The sequence below is a fragment of the Pseudomonas gingeri genome, assembly GCF_013386165.1.
GTDB lineage: Bacteria > Pseudomonadota > Gammaproteobacteria > Pseudomonadales > Pseudomonadaceae > Aquipseudomonas > Aquipseudomonas gingeri_C.
Genome location: NZ_JACAOS010000003.1, coordinates 207654 through 224378, shown reverse-complemented (window position 1 = coordinate 224378; position 16725 = coordinate 207654). Strand labels below are relative to the sequence as shown.

Genomic DNA, 16725 nt, shown 5'->3' with positions numbered 1-16725 from the left:
TGAAAGGCATTCTACTCGCTGTGCAGGCTTGCATAAATCGACTCAGCGAGCTTTTTACTGATCCCAGGTGCTTTGGCGATCTCGTCGATGCTTGCACGGGACAGCTCCTGCAATCCACCAAAATGTTTCAATAGTTCACGACGACGCTTCGGCCCGACCCCCGCCACCCCTTCCAGGGTCGAGGTACGCCGGGTCTTTCCACGTCGCGCACGGTGTCCGGTAATCGCAAAACGGTGGGCTTCATCGCGGATCTGCTGGATCAGGTGCAGGGCCGGCGAGTCGCCTTTCAAGGTAAATTCATGGGCCGCATCGTTGAGGTACAAGGTCTCGAAACCAGCCTTGCGCGTCGCGCCCTTGGCCACACCCAGCAGGATCAGGTCCGGCACCGCCAGCTCGTTGAGCACATCGCGGGCCATGGACAACTGCCCCTTGCCACCGTCCACCAGCAGGATATCCGGCAGCTTGCCCTCGCCCTCCTTCAGTTTGCTGAAGCGTCGGGTCAGCGCCTGGTGCATCGCCGCGTAGTCGTCGCCGGCGGTGACGCCTTCGATGTTGTAACGGCGATAATCGGACTTGAGGGGGCCTTCCGGGCCGAACACCACGCAAGAGGCCACCGTCGCTTCACCACTGGAGTGACTGATGTCGTAACACTCCAGGCGCTGCGGCGGCTCTTCCAGGCTCAGCACCTCGGCCAGGGCCTCGAAGCGTGCGGCCATATGCTGACGGTCAGCCAGGCGCGCACCCAAGGCCTGCTCGGCATTGGTCACTGCCAGTTGTTGCCAGCGGGCTCGGGTACCACGCACCCGATGACTGATGGCCAATTCACGCCCGCGCAATCCATCAATGGCCGCGATCAGGGTCGGGAAGTCTTCGTGGACCACGTTGACGATCAGTTCACTCGGCAGGTCGCGCTCGGGACTGCCGATGAAGTACTGGCCGAGAAACGCCATCAGGACTTCGGAGACGTCCTCTTCGATACCGACCTGCGGGAAGAAATTCTTGCTGCCCAGCACTCGCCCGCCGCGCACGCTGATCAGATGCACACAGGCACCGCCCGGGTTGATGAAGGCCGCGACCACGTCGACATCGCCAGTGCCACCTTCCATGCTCTGCTGATCCTGGACCCGACGCAGCAGCGAGATCTGGTCACGCAGCTCCGCCGCCCGCTCGAAATCGAGAGTACTGGCGGCCTGCTCCATGCCGGCGTTCAACTCGTCGGTCAGGGCGTTACTACGCCCCTCGAGGAACATCACCGAGTGACGCACATCCTCGGCATACACCTGGGGCTCGACCAACCCGACACAAGGCGCCTTGCAGCGCTTGATCTGGTATTGCAGGCAAGGTCGGGTGCGGTTCTTGTAGTAGCTGTCCTCGCACTGGCGGACCAGGAAGGTCTTTTGCAGCAGGCTCAGGCTTTCACGGATCGCCCCGGCACTCGGGTAAGGCCCGAAATACTTGCCCTTGGCTTTCTTCGCCCCACGGTGAATGCTCAGCCGCGGGTAGTCGCCGTCCGAGAGAAACACGTAAGGGTAGGATTTGTCGTCGCGCAGCAGGATGTTGTAAGGCGGCCGCCATTCCTTGATCAGCGTCTGCTCCAGCAGCAGCGCCTCGGTTTCGTTGGCGGTGATGGTGGTTTCCACCTGGGCGATATGCCCCACCAGTGCCGCCGTCTTCGGCGCGAGGCCGGTCTTGCGGAAGTAACTGGCCAGGCGCTTCTTCAGGTTCTTGGCTTTGCCCACGTAGAGCAGGCGCGCGTTGCCGTCGAACATGCGGTAGACGCCTGGGCGTGCACTGCATGTCGACAGGAAGGCGCTGGAATCGAACAGGTCAGTCATTGTCAGCCGGCATCGACCATGCCATGGCGAACGGCCAGGAGCGTCAACTCAACATCACTGCTGACCGAGAGCTTCTCGAAAATCCGATAGCGGTAGGTGTTCACGGTTTTCGGCGACAGGCAGAGCTTGTCGGAGATGATCTGCACTTTCTGGCAGCCGACAATCATCAGCGCAATCTGGATTTCACGTTCGGACAAGGCGTCGAACGGCGAGTCACTGGCCGGCTGAAAGGACTTGAGTGCCAACTGCTGGGCGATCTGCGGACTGAGGTAGCGTTGCCCGGAAAACACCAGGCGAATCGCCTGGACCATTTCCGCCAAACCTGCCCCTTTGGTCAGGTAACCGGCCGCCCCGGCTTGCAACAAGCGCGTCGGGAATGGGTCCTCTTCACAGACGGTCACCGCCACCACCTTGATGTCCGGATGACTGCGCAGCAATTTACGCGTGGCCTCGAGGCCGCCGATGCCAGGCATCTTGACGTCCATCAGGACCACATCGGGCTTGAGCTCCCGCGTCTTGAGCAACGCTTCCTCCCCCGATTCAGCCTGTCCCACGACCTGCAGACCGTCGATATCCGCCAACATACGCGTAATGCCTGTACGCACAAGATCGTGGTCATCGACTACTAGCACCCTAATCAAGCAGACACCTCACGAATTTGGTCTTATCAGGTTATTGACCACCTTAGCAAAAAACCGAGGACCTGACCTAGCTACAAGCGTCACATAAGAGTATCAATGCGCTATAAGCACTTGCCGAACGGCAAGTGCAGTTCATCAGAAATGAAGTGACTCAGGAGTCACTGGGGCCAGACCGACCGTTTGCCCCATTAGGCACGGCGGTTTCAGCCAAGGTGGTGGTCAGTCGATGGATGGCGTCCTGATCTTCCTTTTGCAGCACCCGGTAATTGCCCAGGACTTTCTCTTCCACCAGGCTGAGGTTGTCCAGCTGTATCGGCGTCGCTTGCCCTGTCAGCACATAAAGCACATCGACACCCCGTGCGGCCACACGGGACAAATAGTCGGCCTTCGGTGCGCGGTCACCGCTTTCATATTTACCCTGTGCGTTGGCCTCAACGCCTCCGATTTCACCAAAAGCCTTCTGCGACAAACCCAGTCGCTCTCTCTCTTGTCGCAATCGCGAACCAATTCCACTCATTTGGATGTAAGATCCCATTTTAAACACCCTTCAGGGTGATATACTCAACAAGCATTAAACACATTTGAACGGTTTTGAACTATGCCCGGTATCCGCACCGCTGCACAAGCCAAGGCTTGGCTGGAACACCAAGGAAAATCGGTTCAGGAGTTTGCGCGCGAGCATGGCGTGGACCCGGCAACCACCTATCAAGTGCTCGCTGGGCGCAAAAAGGGACGGCGTGGAGAAGCCCATAAGGTCGCGGTCCTATTGGGCATGAAGGACGGAATTATTCCATCCGAGACCGAAAAGCCGGGGGAGTAATTCCCGGACTGTCAGGCTCAGTATGCGCCTCATTCAGCGACGCGTAGGACTATTCCTTAAGTATCGTCAGCAACTGCAATGAGCAGCTTTCAGGTCGTCAGACTCATGCGTAAAAAGCACTCATCCTCACCGACGACGCTCAAGCCCTGACGCAGATACAGCCGCTGGGCCGGGTTGCTCTTGAACACCGTCAGGCGTAATTCCTGACGCCCCTCCCTGAAGGCTATTTCCCGCGCGTGCTCGATCAGCCAGCCGCCCAGGCCCTGGCCTCGCCCGGCCTCGACCAGTTGCAACTCGCGGATGTACAACGCCCGGGCATCGCGACTGAAACTGACAAAACCCAGCACCTGCTCGCCATCACACAACAGTTCGTTCTGCCGTCCAGCCCAGGCCTGGTCAAAAGCCTCGTCCAGCCAGAGCAGATCGTACTCACAGTAGTAAACCATCATGTTCTGGCGCGTGAGTTCGCGAGCGAAGCCCAAGTCCGCGCTCAGGGCCGGGCGAAAACGCCAGATCCCGCTCACAGCCCCGTCACCGATATCAACTCCCCAGACCATTGACCGGCGACACGACGCCCGATCACCAACACATCCCCTTCCCCCTCCGCCGCGACTACCCGTTGCCCGCCCGCCGCCCAGAGCGCGCTACGCCCCGCCGACTGCCAGCCTCCCGTCACGCCGCCATGGTTGGCCATCAACACCGCCATCCCGTGGTCCCGAGCATAACCCTGCAACAAGGCAGTATCGGGTCCATAACCGTTCTCAGTGATCAACACACTGGCGGCATAAAGGTTAGCCTCGGATTGCGCAGCCCGTAGCGGATGACTGGCGTGGGAAAAATCAGCACAGACCGCCAGAGCAATGCGCTCATTGGTGATTGTCAAGGGCTCGCCGCCGTGTCCAGGGGTAAACGCGACCTCCTCACCGTCGTGCAGATGCTGCTTGCTGTACACCTGCAAGGAGCCGTCGGCGCCGAACGTCAGTGCGCCGATCAGCACCGGGCCGCCCGTCGACAGGCGTATCGGCATACCCACCACGGTCACCAGCTTCAACTCACAGGCCAGCTCGCGCAGCGGTGCCAGTACCGGATCGTCCGGCATGATCGCCAAGCCGGCCGCCAGGCTGCGTTCATAGCCGGTCAACGACAATTCGGGGAACAGCAGGAACTCCACGCCCTGCTCCGCGGCCTGGCGCATGAACGCCAGATGTCGATCGATATTGGCCTGCAGGTCACCGGCAATCGAGACGGCCTGGGCAGCGGCAAGGGTAAACATGCTCATGATTCAGTCCTGACAATCAGATCGGAAATATCTGTCGAGTGTGTCATAAACATCTGGCTCATTTAAGCGATAGAGCCCACCCGCCAGTCCCCATAGAATTTTCTGATTGAACAGGGCGATACGGCTCTAGTAAGCTCGGCGACATTCACACGGAGTTGCATCATGCACCTGACTCAATCCCAGCTTCGCCACACCGCCAGCGCCCTGCGCTCGGTTGCGGCTGCCCGGATGAGCGCGGTCAGCACCTGCGTAAGCTTTTATTTTGGGTATTGGTTTAGCCACTGGCGCGCCTGATACCCAACCGGCGCCCACTACTTCAGGGGTCGCCTACCAGAGAATTCTCACCCCCGGTCGGCTTCCCGACCGGGGGTTTTGTTTTTCTGGGCCCGAACTTTTTGTAACCGACTATTTGAATCGAGGAATACCGACATGAACCACAGCACCTATTACCGCAACGACATCAGCTACGCCTGGCGATTTAGCAAGCTCCGCTCGGGACAGCACGCCGCCTCCGAACGGTCACGCACAGGTGGCACGCACACGCTCACAGCCAGTCCGGCTGATTGTCGAACACCCCAGTAGGGCCGCGCGCGGGAAGACCCGCCGCCAGCCCAGGAAGCCCGAACATGAATTCTTCTCTCTCAGCACTGCCGTCCTCCGTCCTGCCATCGGCCAACGAGCCGTTGACCCAGCGCCTGCCCAGCACACTGCAACTCAAGCAGCACCTGCCCCTCAATGCCAGCCTGGACGAACAGGTCGAGCGCCACCGCCACGCCGTGCGCGCCATCCTCAACGGTGAAGACCCACGCCTGCTGGTGATTGTCGGCCCCTGCTCGATCCACGACCCCAAGTCCGCCCTGGAATACGCCACCAAGCTGGCCGAGCTGGCAAGCAAGGTCAGCGACCAGATGCTGCTGGTGATGCGCGCCTACATCGAGAAACCCCGCACCACCGTGGGCTGGAAAGGCCTGGCCTACGATCCGCACCTGGACGGCAGCGACGACATGGCTGGCGGCCTGGCGCTGTCTCGCGAATTGATGCGCGAGATGCTGCGCCTGGGCCTGCCGATCGCCACCGAGCTGCTGCAACCCATGGCCGCGGGTTATGTCGATGACCTGCTGAGCTGGGTCGCTATCGGCGCGCGGACCACGGAGTCGCAGATCCACCGGGAAATGGCCAGTGGCCTGCCGATACCGGTGGGGTTCAAGAATGGCACCGACGGCGGTGTCGGTATCGCAGCCGATGCCATGCGTTCAGCGGCCCATGCCCACCGGCATTTCGGCGTCGACAGCCAGGGCCACCCGGCGATCATCCAGACCTCGGGTAACCCGGATACCCACCTGGTCCTGCGCGGCGGCCATCGCGGTCCCAACTACGACGCCCACAGCGTGGCCCAGGTGCGGGCCGGCCTGGCCAAGCAGTCGATTCCCGCACGGATCATGGTCGATTGCAGCCACGCCAACAGCGGCAAGGACCCGCTGCGCCAGCCGGCGGTGTTCGCCGATGTGCTGGAGCAGCGCTTGCAGGGCGACCGTTCGCTGGTCGGGATGATGCTTGAGAGCCATCTGTTCGAAGGCTGCCAGCCGCTGAGCCCGAACCTGCGCTACGGCGTCTCGATCACCGACGGCTGCCTGGGCTGGGAGGCGACGCAACAGATGCTGCAAGACGCCGCCGAACAGTTGCGGGCACAAGCGACCGCCAAGGTCGTCGGCGCCTGACTGGCAACGGGGCTGGCCATCCGCCCTGGACGGTCAGCTAAAGAACCCGCTCAACGATGCTCTCGATACACCGCTGCCAGCACCCGCAAGGCATCCCGGGAGCGGCCATCCGTGAGCGTCGTGTGCAGCATGATCCGTGACGCCGTCAGTTCGGGCAAACCCAGGCTCTGACTGACTTCGACGGTATCGGCCGGAGCCAGACGGCAGGAAAACGCCGCCACCGCCAACCCCGCCGAAACCGCAGCGACTACGGCCGCATGGCCGCCACCGACAAAGACTTCATTCCACTGAATCCCGGCATTCAGCAACGCCCGGGTGGCGATGTCGCGCACGCCGCAGCAAGGCGCCAGGGCCGCCAGCCGCAGAGGCTTGCCCGGCTGCTGATGGAAGCACGGCGCGGCAAACCAGCCGAAATGCTCAGGCCCAAGGTCTTCACCGTCACGCCGGTCATCTTCCTGGCGAACGATCACCGCATCGAGTTCACCGTTGTCAAAAGCGTCCAGCAGGCTACGGGAGTTTTCCAGACGCACTTCGATGGTCAGCGCCGGATCACGTTCGTTCAGGCGCGCCAGCAGTGTCGGGATTTCCGGCCCGGCCACATGTTCGGCAATCCCCAGTCGGAAGCGCCGGCACTCACTGGACAAGGCCGCCATGGCGCGGTCATGGGCGGCGATGAATTCCCGCGCCGGATTGAGGAACATCGCCCCCGCCGCCGAAAGGCGCACCAGCCGGGGCGTGCGTTCGATCAGCTTGTAGCCCAGACGCTCTTCCAGGCGTTTGAGTTTCACACTGATGGCGCCTTGGGTCGTGCCCAAGGCTTCAGCGGCCTTGGTGAAACTCTGGAAGTCACCGATGGCGACGAAAGCCTGCACGGACTCCACATCGAGGGACGGTCGGGCCATGAATCATCCTGTTTTGTTGTCTCTGATATAGCCAACCATATCATTGATGGATAGATGAGCCCGCCCTAACATCCGCCTGCAGCCAGCCGCATCGTGTGGATGCATGGTTTCAGGCAGCGCTCGATGGCGCAGCCTTCACGTCTTCTGGAAGGATACTCATGACGCCCTCTCCCACCCGCCAGAGCACCTTTGCCCTGGCCGCCGTTTGCCTGTCCGCGATGATGCTGGGGCTGGAGATTTCCAGCGTACCGCCGATCCTGTCCACCCTCGAGCAGGTCATGGGCGCCAGTTTCCGCCAACTGCAATGGGTGATGGCGGCCTACACCATCGCCATGACCACGATCCTGATGGCCGTCGGCACCCTCGCCGACCGTTACGGCCGCAAACGCGTTTTCAACCTGGGGATCATCGCTTTCGGCCTCACCTCACTGATCTGCGGCCTGACCGACAGCGCCGCCGTGCTGATCGTGGCGCGCTTTCTCCAGGGCTTGAGCGGCGCGATGATGCTGATCTGCCAGATCGCCATCCTCTCGAATCAATTCCGCGATGGACAGGCGCGCGGCAAGGCCTTCGCCTGGTGGGGGATCGTCTTTGGTGCCGGCCTCGGCTTTGGCCCCATCGTCGGCGCGGCCATCCTGGCGCTGGCGAGTTGGCAATGGGTGTTCCTGGTGCATGTCGTGCTGGCCACCGTCACCTGGCTGATGAGTCAGGCCGGCGTGGAGGAATCCCGCGATCCCCAGGCCACCCGCCTGGACATCGCCGGGATCGTCACCTTGTCAGTCGCGGTGTTCTGCCTGGTGCTATTCGTGACCCAAGGCCCAGCGCTCGGCTTCGACAGCCCGGCCGCGTTGGGCATTATCGGCCTGTCATTGCTCAGCTTCGCCGGCTTTGTCATGGCCGAGCGCCGCAGCCAACGACCGATGATCGATTTTTCCGTGTTCCGCGTGCGCAACTTTTCCGGCGGATTACTGGGTTCGATGGGCATGAACTTCAGCTTCTGGCCATTCATTATCTACCTGCCGATCTATTTCCATGTCGGCCTGGGATACGACGGCCTGCAAACCGGCTTGGCCCTGCTGGCCTACACCCTGCCCACGCTGTTCGTGCCGCCCTTGGCGGAGCGCCTGGCACTGCGCTGGCAGCCCGGCATCGTGGTTCCGCTGGGCCTGTCGGTGATCGGCCTGGGTTTTGTATTGATGCGCATCGGCAGCGTCTCCATGCAACCGGGCGGGTGGATCCTGCCGGGCTGCGTGGTTGCCGGTATCGGGTTGGGCCTGACCAACACCACGACCACCAATACCATTACCGCCTCGGTTTCGGCGCAACGGGCCGGCATGGCCTCGGGCGCGGACACCAGCGCCAGGATGATTTCCCTGGCCTTCAATATCGCGATGATGGGTTTCATCCTGGTGGAGGGCATCATGGGCTATCTGAGCGACACACTGGGCGTGGCCGACGGCACGGGGTTGCGCCTGTTCGCGGAGAAGATTGCCGCCGGCGACATGCAGGTACTGAAACAGAACCCGACGCTGCTGGCGCATCTGGACGCCCCCAGCGAAGCCCTGCATAGCGCCCTGACGGCCGGATTCGGCTGGGTCATGATCTATGGCGCGACCAGCGTCCTGCTGCTGGCGACCCTCAGTTTTCTGCTCTTTTCCCCGACAAAAGCGCCGCAGCCCGAGGGTTGCCCCGGCCAGGAGCAGTCAGCCTGAAGGGCAAGCCGGCTCGCCACAGGTCCGGTGCTCGCCGTCGTGCGGAACTTTTGCCGGGAAAATCCGGCCTGAATCCGGTAACCTCGACACTTTCTTGAAAGGAGCATCACCCCATGGCCAAAGCCACTGCCCGCCACATCCTGGTTGCCAGCGAAGACAAGTGCAACGAACTCAAGGCCCAGATCGAAGGCGGCGCCGATTTCGCCGAAATCGCCAAGGCGAACTCCACCTGCCCGTCCAGCCGCGACGGCGGTAACCTGGGTTCCTTCGGTCCTGGCCAGATGGTCAAGGAATTCGACACCGTGGTCTTCAGCGCCCCGGTCAACACCGTGCAAGGCCCGGTGAAGACCCAGTTCGGCTACCACCTGCTGGAAGTCACCAGCCGCCAGGACTGATTGTCCGCGGTCTGACGATTCAAAACGGCCCACGCTCTCGTGGGCCGTTTTGTTTCGGAGACATTCAGGCTTGGCTGGCCGATTGAGCCCGTGTAGCGTACAACCCTGTTATTTCAAAGCGGCTTTAAGGCTGATGATGCGACTGGCTCTATCCCTCACATTTACCGTCATGGCCCTGTTTGCGGGCCAACCGGCCTACGCCGCCCCCGCGCAACACGCCCTGACGGTCTACGGCGAACCGGCCAAGTACCCTGCCGGCTTCAGCCACTTCAACTACGCCAACCCCCGCGCGCCCAAGGGCGGCAGCCTGCGCCGCTCGGCGATCGAGATCGGCCAGTTCGACCATATCCTGCCCTATGTCGACAAAGGCGTCGGCGTCACCCAGGTCGACGGCTGGATCTACTCGCCCCTGGCCGTGCGCTCCCTGGACGAGCCCTACACCGTCTATGGCCTGGTGGCGGAAAAAATGCAGCGCAGCGATGACGGCCTGTCCCTGCGGTTCTACCTGAACCCCAAGGCCCGCTTCGCCGACGGCACCCCCATCAGCGCCGAAGACGTGCGCTACACCTACAACCTGCTGATGACCCAGGGCAGCCTCAGCTACCGCCTGCAGTTCGAAGCGGTGAAAGACGTCGAGGTCGAGTCACCGACCCAGGTCCGCTTCGACTTCAAGAACAACGACAACCGCTCGCTGCCGCTGGATATCGCCAGCCTGCCGGTGCTCCCGGAACATTGGTGGAAAACCCGTGACTTCGCCGACGGCGGCGGTTACGAAGCGCCGCTGGGCAGCGGCCCGTACAAGGTCAGCAAGATCGACTCCGGACGCAGCATCACCTTCGAGCGCAATCCCGACTGGTGGGGCAAGGACCTGCCGGTCAGCCGCGGCCTCTATAATTTCGACCGTTTCACCCTCGAATACTTCGGCGACACCGACGTGGCCCGCCAGGTCCTGCGCGGCGGCGCCTATGACTACAATCGCGAGTTTTCCGCCACCGGCTACTCCATCGGCTATGACAGTCCGGCCCTCAGCGATGGCCGCCTGCAAAAGGCCCATCTGGCCCAGGAAGCGCCGCAATCGGCACAGGGCTATCTGTTCAACCTGCAAAAGCCGATGTTCCAGGACCGCCGCGTGCGTGAAGCCCTGGCCATGCTCTGGGACTTCGAGTGGAGCAACCGGCAGATGATGCGCAACATGTACATCCGCCAGCAGAGCTTCTTCTCCAACACCGCCCTGGCCGCCACGCAGTTGCCCGACCCGGCGGAACTGGCGATTCTCGAACCGCTGCGCGGGCAGATTCCCGACGAAGTCTTCACCCAGGTCTTCCAAGCGCCGAAAACCGATGCCAGCGGCAACCTGCGGGACAAACAGCTCAAAGCCCTGGCCCTGCTGGAACAGGCCGGCTGGAAACCCGACGGCGACCGCCTGGTCAATGCCCAGGGCGAGCCGCTGAACTTCACCTTCCTCAATGCCCAGAACGGCATGGAGCGACTGCTGCTGCCGTATAAACGCAACCTGGCGCAGATCGGCATCCGCATGGACATCCGTCGCATCGACGCCTCGCAGTACGTCAACCGCCTCAAGGCCCGCGACTACGACATGATCGTCAGCGGCTACCCGGTCAGCACCTCGCCGGGTATCGAGCTGTACAACTACTTTGGTTCCGCGGCGGCCAACGACCCCGGCTCGAGCAACTTCATGGCCCTGAAGAACCCCGCCGTCGACACCCTGATCAACGGCCTGGTCAAGGCCGATACCCAAGCACAGATGCTCAGCTACGCCCACGCCCTGGACCGGGTGCTGCAATGGAACTACTACTGGATTCCCAACTATTACCCGCCGGGCACCTCGACGGTCTGGTGGAACCGCTTCGGTTTCCCCAAGGAGCAGGCCAGCAATGACCCCGCCGTCGAAACCTGGTGGGAAGTCAGCCCGACCGCGCTGACCAACGAACAGATGACCGCCGAGCTGATCAAGCGCGGCAGTTCCGGAGGACAGCACTGATGCTGGCGTACACCCTGCGGCGCTTGCTGCTGATCATCCCGACCCTGATGATGATCCTGCTGGTCAATTTCGTCATCGTCCAGGCCGCGCCCGGCGGCCCGGTGGAACAGGCCATCGCCCGCTTGCAGGGGATTGGCGGTGCGGGAGCGGGAGCCGGCGCCCTCGGCGGTGGTGGCGATGCGGTGCAAAGCGCCTCGCGGGCCAGCCGCGGCCTGGACCCCAAGCTGATCGCCGACATCGAGCGCCAGTACGGCTTCGACAAACCGGCCCCCGAGCGCTTCTGGCTGATGCTCAAGCACTACGCCAGCCTGGATTTCGGCAAAAGCTTCTTTCGCGGCGCCCAGGTCACCGACCTGATCCTGGAGAAAATGCCGGTGACTATTTCCCTCGGGCTCTGGGCCACGCTGATCACCTACCTGGTGTCGATTCCCCTGGGCATCCGCAAGGCGACCCGCCACGGCAGCCGCTTCGATGTCTGGAGCAGCACCGCCATCGTCATCGGCTACGCCATGCCGGCGTTCCTCTTCGCCATGCTGCTGATCGTCGCGTTCGCCGGTGGCACTTCGCTGAACTGGTTCCCGGTGCGCGGGCTGGTCTCGGAGAACTTCGACCAGCTCTCGACCCTGGGCAAGATCGCCGACTACTTCTGGCACCTGGTGCTACCGGTCACCTCGCTGGTGATCGGCGGTTTCGCCACCCTGACCATCCTGACCAAGAACTCCTTCCTCAATGAGGTCACCCGCCAGTACGTGGTCACGGCCCGGGCCAAGGGCCTGAGCGAACGACGGGTGCTCTACGGCCATGTGTTCCGCAACGCCATGCTGCTGGTGGTCTCGGGCATTCCCCAGGCGTTTATCAGTGTGTTCTTCGCCGGCTCGCTGTTGATCGAGGTGATTTTCTCCCTCGATGGCCTCGGCCGCATGAGCTACGAAGCGGCGGTGTCGCGGGACTATCCGGTGGTGTTCGGCTCATTGTTCATCTTCACCCTGTTCGGCCTCTTGATAAAACTGGTCGGTGACCTCTGCTACACCCTGGTCGACCCACGTATCGACTTCGCCGCGAGGAACGCCTGATGTTCAGACTCTCGCCCGTGAGCCGGCGCCGGCTCGACCGTTTCAAGGCCAACCGCCGTGGCTGGTGGTCGCTATGGCTGTTCGCCGCGCTGTTCGTCCTGAGCCTGGGGGGCGAGCTGATCGCCAACGACAAGCCACTGGTGCTCAACTACCAGGGCTCGCTGTACTTCCCGGTGTTCAAGCGCTACACCGAGCAGGAGTTCGGCGGCCAACTGCCCTTCCAGGCCGACTACCGTAGCGACTATGTGCGTCAATTGATCACCAGGGATGGCGGCTGGATGCTGTTCCCGCCGATCCCGTTCAGTGCCGACACGCCCAACTATGACCTCAACAAGCCGGCCCCCAGCCCACCCACCACGGTGAACTGGCTGGGCACCGACGACCAGGCCCGGGACGTGCTCGCACGGGTGATCTTCGGCGCCCGGGTGTCGATTCTCTTCGCCCTCGCCCTGACCGCCGTCAGCGCCCTGATCGGCATTGCCGCCGGGGCCCTGCAAGGTTATTACGGCGGCTGGATCGACCTGCTCGGCCAGCGCCTGCTGGAAGTCTGGTCCGGCCTGCCGGTGCTCTACCTGCTGATCATCCTGTCCGGCTTCGTCGAACCGAATTTCTGGTGGTTGCTGGGCATCATGGCGCTGTTTTCCTGGCTGGCCCTGGTGGACGTGGTGCGTGCCGAATTCCTCCGGGGGCGCAACCTGGAATACGTCAAGGCCGCCCGAGCCCTGGGCCTGACCGACCGCAAGATCATCCTGCGGCACATCCTGCCCAATGCCATGAACGCGACCCTGAGCTACCTGCCATTCATCCTCACCGGGGCGATTTCGACCTTGACGGCGCTGGACTTCCTCGGCTTCGGCATGCCCGCCGGCAGCGCCTCCCTGGGCGAGTTGATCGGCCAGGGCAAACAGAACCTGCAAGCCCCGTGGCTGGGCTTCACCGCTTTCTTCACCCTGGCGCTGATCCTCTCGCTGCTGGTGTTTATCGGCGAGGCACTGCGTGATGCCTTCGACCCCCGCTCATGAACCAGGCGCCCGAGATGACCGACAACCTGATTGAAATCCGCCACCTCAACGTCGCCTTCAACGGCCAGCCGGCGGTGCGCGACCTGTGCCTGGATATCCGCGCCGGCGAATGCCTGGCGCTGGTGGGCGAGTCCGGCTCGGGCAAGTCGGTGACCGCCCACTCGATCCTGCAACTGCTGCCACGCAGCGGCTGCCAGACCGACGGCAGCGTGCGTTATCGCGGCCAGGAACTGCTGGGGGCCGACGACGGCACCTTGCGCGGCATTCGTGGCGACCGCATCGCGATGATCTTCCAGGAGCCGATGACCTCCCTCAATCCGCTGCACAGCGTCGAAAAGCAGATCGGCGAAACCCTGCTGCTGCACAAGGGCATGGGCGGTAAAGCGGCCCAGGCACGGATTCTCGAACTGCTGGAACTGGTGGGCATCCAGAAACCCCGGGAACGCCTCAAGGCCTACCCCCATCAACTGTCCGGCGGCCAGCGCCAGCGCGTGATGATCGCCATGGCCCTGGCCTGCGAGCCGGAGTTGCTGATCGCCGACGAGCCGACCACGGCCCTCGATGTGACGGTGCAACGCAAGATCCTCCTGCTGCTCAAATCCCTGCAACAGCGCCTGGGCATGTCGCTGCTGCTGATCAGCCACGACCTCAACCTGGTCCGCAGCATTGCCCAGCGGGTCTGCGTGATGAAGGCCGGGGCGATTGTCGAGCAGGCGGACTGTGAAACCCTGTTCAACCATCCCGCGCATCCCTACAGCCGGGTGCTGCTGGACGCCGAGCCGGCGGGCCAGCCATTGCCGATGGACGACAACGAGGTGGTGTTGCAGGCCGAGGACATGCGCGTGCGCTTCCAGGTCGGTGGCGGGCTGTTGCGCCGCAAGGAATACCTCCAGGCCGTGGACGGTATCAGCCTCAGTGTGCAGCGTGGCAAGACCTTGGGCATCGTCGGCGAGTCCGGCTCCGGCAAGTCCACCCTGGGCCAGGCGATCCTGCGCCTGCTCGACGCCAAGGGCAGCATCCGTTTCCAGGGTACGGCCCTCGATGGCCTCAACCAGAAACAGCTGCGGCCCTGGCGCAAACAGATGCAGGTGGTCTTCCAGGACCCGTTCGGCAGCCTCAGCCCGCGCATGTCGGTGGCCCAGATCATCAGTGAAGGCCTGGAGGTGCATTGCGCCAACACCCCGGCCGAGTGCGACGCCCTGGTGATTCGTGCGCTGGAAGAGGTCGGCCTCGACCCGCAAAGCCGCCACCGCTACCCCCATGAGTTTTCCGGCGGCCAGCGCCAACGCATCGCCATCGCCCGCGCCCTGGTGCTCAAGCCGGCGCTGATCCTGCTGGACGAACCGACCTCGGCGCTGGACCGCACGGTGCAGAAACAGGTGGTCGCCCTGCTCCGCGATCTCCAGGAAAAACATGGCCTGACCTACCTGTTCATCAGCCATGATCTGTCGGTGGTGCGTGCCCTGGCCCATGACCTGATCGTGATCAAGGACGGCCAGGTGGTCGAACGCGGGACCACGTGCGCGGTGTTCGATGCGCCGCAGCATCCCTATACGCGGGAATTGCTCGCCGCTACTCTGCTGACCCCGACCTGATTGATCGCCGCCCGCCAGTAATGGATCGACCTGCCATGAGCGACACCGAAAGCCTCAAGGACTACCAGCAGGTTCGCCTGCTGGCGATTCGTTCGCTGTTCGAAATCATCGAGCAATCCAGCGAAGGCACGGTGATCGTCGACCGTGACGCCAACATCGTCTGGATGAACGAGCGTTATGCCCGACGCTTCGGTCTGGCCGACGCCAGTGAAGCCATCGGCCGCGCCTGTGAGAGCGTGATCCCGAGCAGCCTGCTGCGCGAGGTGGTGCGCACCGGCCAGCCGATCCTGCTGGATCTGCAGGACACGCCCAAGGAACCCCTGGTGGTCATGCGCCTGCCGATCCACGATGGCGCCGGGACGGTGATCGGCGCCATCGGCTTCGCCCTGTTCGACGAACTGCATAGCCTGTCGCCCGTGCTCAAGCGCTACCAGAGCATGCAAGCCGAACTGGCCTCGACCCGTTCGCTGCTGCGCTCGCGGCAGAGCAAATACAACTTCGCTCATTTCATCGGCACCAGCGCCGCCAGCCTGGAGGTCAAGCGCCGCGCGCGGCGTGGCGCCAGCAGCGACTCAGCGGTCCTGCTGCTGGGAGAAACCGGCACCGGCAAGGAACTGCTCGCCCAGGCGATTCACAGTGCTTCGCCACGGGCGCACAAGGCGTTTGTCAGCATCAACAGCGCGGCGATTCCGGAAACCTTGCTCGAGGCCGAGTTCTTTGGCACCGCGCCAGGGGCCTTTACCGGTGCGGATCGCAAGGGCCGTCCGGGCAAGCTGCAGATCGCCCAGGGCGGTACGTTGTTTCTCGATGAAATCGGCGATATGCCGCTGCCCCTGCAAAGCAAGCTGTTGCGGGTGTTGCAGGAGAAGGAGTTCGAGCCGGTGGGTTCCAATGAGGTGCTGAGAAGCGATGTCCGGGTAATTGCCGCCACATCCACCGACCTTGAGGCGGCCATCCAGCGGGGTGAGTTTCGCGCGGACCTGTATTACCGGCTCAATGTCCTGCCGATCCAGGTGCCGCCGCTGCGCGAGCGCCTGGAAGATTTGCCGGCGTTGAGTGAAGCGATTCTCGAAGAGTTGCGCAGTCATCATGAGTTGGCAGGCGAAGCCCTGGAGTTGCTGGGCCGACACGCCTGGCCGGGGAATGTCCGTGAGTTGCGTAATGTGCTGGAACGGGCGGCGCTGTTGAGCGATGCGCAGGTGTTGAGTGCGGCGGATATCCGCGGGGCGATCGGGACGTTCAGGCCGCTGCTGCGTTCGCCTGCTCTTGCGCCTGCCGCCGTGGGGAATGAGACCTTCAGTGCCGCGCGGGAGCGGTTTGATCGGCAGTTGATCGAGGCCGCGCTGGTGAGGTGTGGGGGGAAAGTCGTGGAGGCGGCGAAGCAGTTGGGGCTGGGGCGGTCGACGTTGTACAAGAAGATGGTGGCGTTGGGGATTGCCGAGTCTCAATAGTGAGATATTCATCTCATTATTGAGAGTGCCCTGCACTCTTATCGCGAGCAAGCTTGCTCCTACAGGGGTTTGGGTGAACTTTCTCTCGCGAACGGCGCTGTACTGTAGGAGCAAGCTTGCTCGCGATAACCCCCTCAAGACCACTACATGTCTCACTATAGAGACAAAAACCTCACGACCTCAACAAAACCATAAAAATACCCATATATTTCAACAACTTAAATACATGGCACAAAACTCGCAAACGCCACAGGAGATTCAGACCTAACCTACAAAAATA

Annotated in this window: 15 protein-coding genes; 9 read left to right on the top strand and 6 right to left on the bottom strand. The window is 62.6% G+C overall.

Features of this window, described 5'->3' with window-relative positions; translation table 11 throughout:
* Nucleotides 1-11: 11 nt before the first annotated feature.
* The 3 genes from uvrC to HX866_RS05550 form a co-directional block, all read right to left on the bottom strand.
* Nucleotides 12-1835, bottom strand: a complete 1824-nt coding sequence (gene uvrC / locus HX866_RS05560) for an excinuclease ABC subunit UvrC (RefSeq protein ID WP_177100886.1) — start codon at nt 1833-1835, stop codon at nt 12-14.
* A gap of 2 nt (nt 1836-1837) precedes the next feature.
* Nucleotides 1838-2476 (bottom strand): response regulator transcription factor GacA, encoded by a 639-nt coding sequence (gene gacA / locus HX866_RS05555; RefSeq protein ID WP_177091660.1) that lies wholly within the window; start codon nt 2474-2476, stop codon nt 1838-1840.
* Nucleotides 2477-2627: 151 nt separating this feature from the next.
* On the bottom strand, nt 2628-2993 hold the full coding sequence (locus HX866_RS05550; protein ID WP_177092116.1) for a helix-turn-helix domain-containing protein: 366 nt from the start codon (nt 2991-2993) through the stop codon (nt 2628-2630).
* Between the two features lie 81 nt (nt 2994-3074).
* Here HX866_RS05550 and HX866_RS05545 point away from each other — a divergent pair, with 81 nt between their 5' ends.
* Complete coding sequence (locus tag HX866_RS05545) at nt 3075-3296, top strand: DNA-binding protein (protein ID WP_177124233.1); 222 nt, start codon at nt 3075-3077, stop codon at nt 3294-3296.
* Nucleotides 3297-3385: 89 nt separating this feature from the next.
* On the opposite strand, the gene HX866_RS05540 is transcribed toward HX866_RS05545, so the two are convergent.
* Both HX866_RS05540 and HX866_RS05535 read right to left on the bottom strand, forming a co-directional pair.
* Entirely contained in the window at nt 3386-3820 is a 435-nt protein-coding gene (locus HX866_RS05540) for a GNAT family N-acetyltransferase (protein ID WP_177124234.1), read from the bottom strand.
* Entirely contained in the window at nt 3817-4575 is a 759-nt protein-coding gene (locus HX866_RS05535; protein WP_177138421.1) for a carbon-nitrogen hydrolase family protein, read from the bottom strand. Before HX866_RS05535 ends, HX866_RS05540 begins: the two co-directional genes overlap by 4 nt.
* Nucleotides 4576-5201: 626 nt before the next feature.
* Here HX866_RS05535 and HX866_RS05530 point away from each other — a divergent pair.
* Nucleotides 5202-6293 (top strand): 3-deoxy-7-phosphoheptulonate synthase, encoded by a 1092-nt coding sequence (locus HX866_RS05530; RefSeq protein ID WP_177125301.1) that lies wholly within the window; start codon nt 5202-5204, stop codon nt 6291-6293.
* Between the two features lie 50 nt (nt 6294-6343).
* Here HX866_RS05530 and HX866_RS05525 read toward each other — a convergent pair whose 3' ends face one another.
* Complete coding sequence (locus tag HX866_RS05525) at nt 6344-7195, bottom strand: LysR family transcriptional regulator (RefSeq protein ID WP_177091655.1); 852 nt, start codon at nt 7193-7195, stop codon at nt 6344-6346.
* A gap of 158 nt (nt 7196-7353) precedes the next feature.
* Here HX866_RS05525 and HX866_RS05520 point away from each other — a divergent pair, with 158 nt between their 5' ends.
* The 7 genes from HX866_RS05520 (at nt 7354) to HX866_RS05490 (ending at nt 16445) form a co-directional block, all read left to right on the top strand.
* Complete coding sequence (locus HX866_RS05520) at nt 7354-8907, top strand: MFS transporter (RefSeq protein WP_177125302.1); 1554 nt, start codon at nt 7354-7356, stop codon at nt 8905-8907.
* Between the two features lie 113 nt (nt 8908-9020).
* Entirely contained in the window at nt 9021-9302 is a 282-nt protein-coding gene (locus HX866_RS05515) for a peptidylprolyl isomerase (RefSeq protein ID WP_177091653.1), read from the top strand.
* A gap of 136 nt (nt 9303-9438) precedes the next feature.
* Entirely contained in the window at nt 9439-11304 is a 1866-nt protein-coding gene (locus tag HX866_RS05510; protein ID WP_177092115.1) for an extracellular solute-binding protein, read from the top strand.
* Entirely contained in the window at nt 11304-12377 is a 1074-nt protein-coding gene (locus tag HX866_RS05505) for a microcin C ABC transporter permease YejB (RefSeq protein WP_177138419.1), read from the top strand. Before HX866_RS05510 ends, HX866_RS05505 begins: the two co-directional genes overlap by 1 nt.
* Complete coding sequence (locus HX866_RS05500; RefSeq protein WP_177091651.1) at nt 12377-13399, top strand: ABC transporter permease; 1023 nt, start codon at nt 12377-12379, stop codon at nt 13397-13399. Before HX866_RS05505 ends, HX866_RS05500 begins: the two co-directional genes overlap by 1 nt.
* 14 nt (nt 13400-13413) lie before the next feature.
* Nucleotides 13414-14994 carry an ABC transporter ATP-binding protein gene (locus HX866_RS05495; RefSeq protein ID WP_177091650.1) on the top strand — a complete coding sequence of 527 codons (1581 nt, stop codon included), beginning with the start codon at nt 13414-13416 and terminating at the stop codon, nt 14992-14994.
* Between the two features lie 35 nt (nt 14995-15029).
* Nucleotides 15030-16445 (top strand): sigma-54 interaction domain-containing protein, encoded by a 1416-nt coding sequence (locus tag HX866_RS05490; RefSeq protein ID WP_177125304.1) that lies wholly within the window; start codon nt 15030-15032, stop codon nt 16443-16445.
* Nucleotides 16446-16725 lie beyond the last annotated feature (280 nt).

Coding starts and splice junctions, on each gene's coding strand:
- HX866_RS05490 (WP_177125304.1), top strand. CDS start 15,030: ATGAGCGACACCGAAAGCCTCAAGGACTACCAGCAGGTTCGCCTGCTG.
- HX866_RS05495 (WP_177091650.1), top strand. CDS start 13,414: ATGACCGACAACCTGATTGAAATCCGCCACCTCAACGTCGCCTTCAAC.
- HX866_RS05500 (WP_177091651.1), top strand. CDS start 12,377: ATGTTCAGACTCTCGCCCGTGAGCCGGCGCCGGCTCGACCGTTTCAAG.
- HX866_RS05545 (WP_177124233.1), top strand. CDS start 3,075: ATGCCCGGTATCCGCACCGCTGCACAAGCCAAGGCTTGGCTGGAACAC.
- HX866_RS05510 (WP_177092115.1), top strand. CDS start 9,439: ATGCGACTGGCTCTATCCCTCACATTTACCGTCATGGCCCTGTTTGCG.
- HX866_RS05505 (WP_177138419.1), top strand. CDS start 11,304: ATGCTGGCGTACACCCTGCGGCGCTTGCTGCTGATCATCCCGACCCTG.
- HX866_RS05535 (WP_177138421.1), bottom strand. CDS start 4,575: ATGAGCATGTTTACCCTTGCCGCTGCCCAGGCCGTCTCGATTGCCGGT.
- HX866_RS05550 (WP_177092116.1), bottom strand. CDS start 2,993: ATGAGTGGAATTGGTTCGCGATTGCGACAAGAGAGAGAGCGACTGGGT.
- uvrC (WP_177100886.1), bottom strand. CDS start 1,835: ATGACTGACCTGTTCGATTCCAGCGCCTTCCTGTCGACATGCAGTGCA.
- HX866_RS05525 (WP_177091655.1), bottom strand. CDS start 7,195: ATGGCCCGACCGTCCCTCGATGTGGAGTCCGTGCAGGCTTTCGTCGCC.
- HX866_RS05515 (WP_177091653.1), top strand. CDS start 9,021: ATGGCCAAAGCCACTGCCCGCCACATCCTGGTTGCCAGCGAAGACAAG.
- HX866_RS05530 (WP_177125301.1), top strand. CDS start 5,202: ATGAATTCTTCTCTCTCAGCACTGCCGTCCTCCGTCCTGCCATCGGCC.
- HX866_RS05520 (WP_177125302.1), top strand. CDS start 7,354: ATGACGCCCTCTCCCACCCGCCAGAGCACCTTTGCCCTGGCCGCCGTT.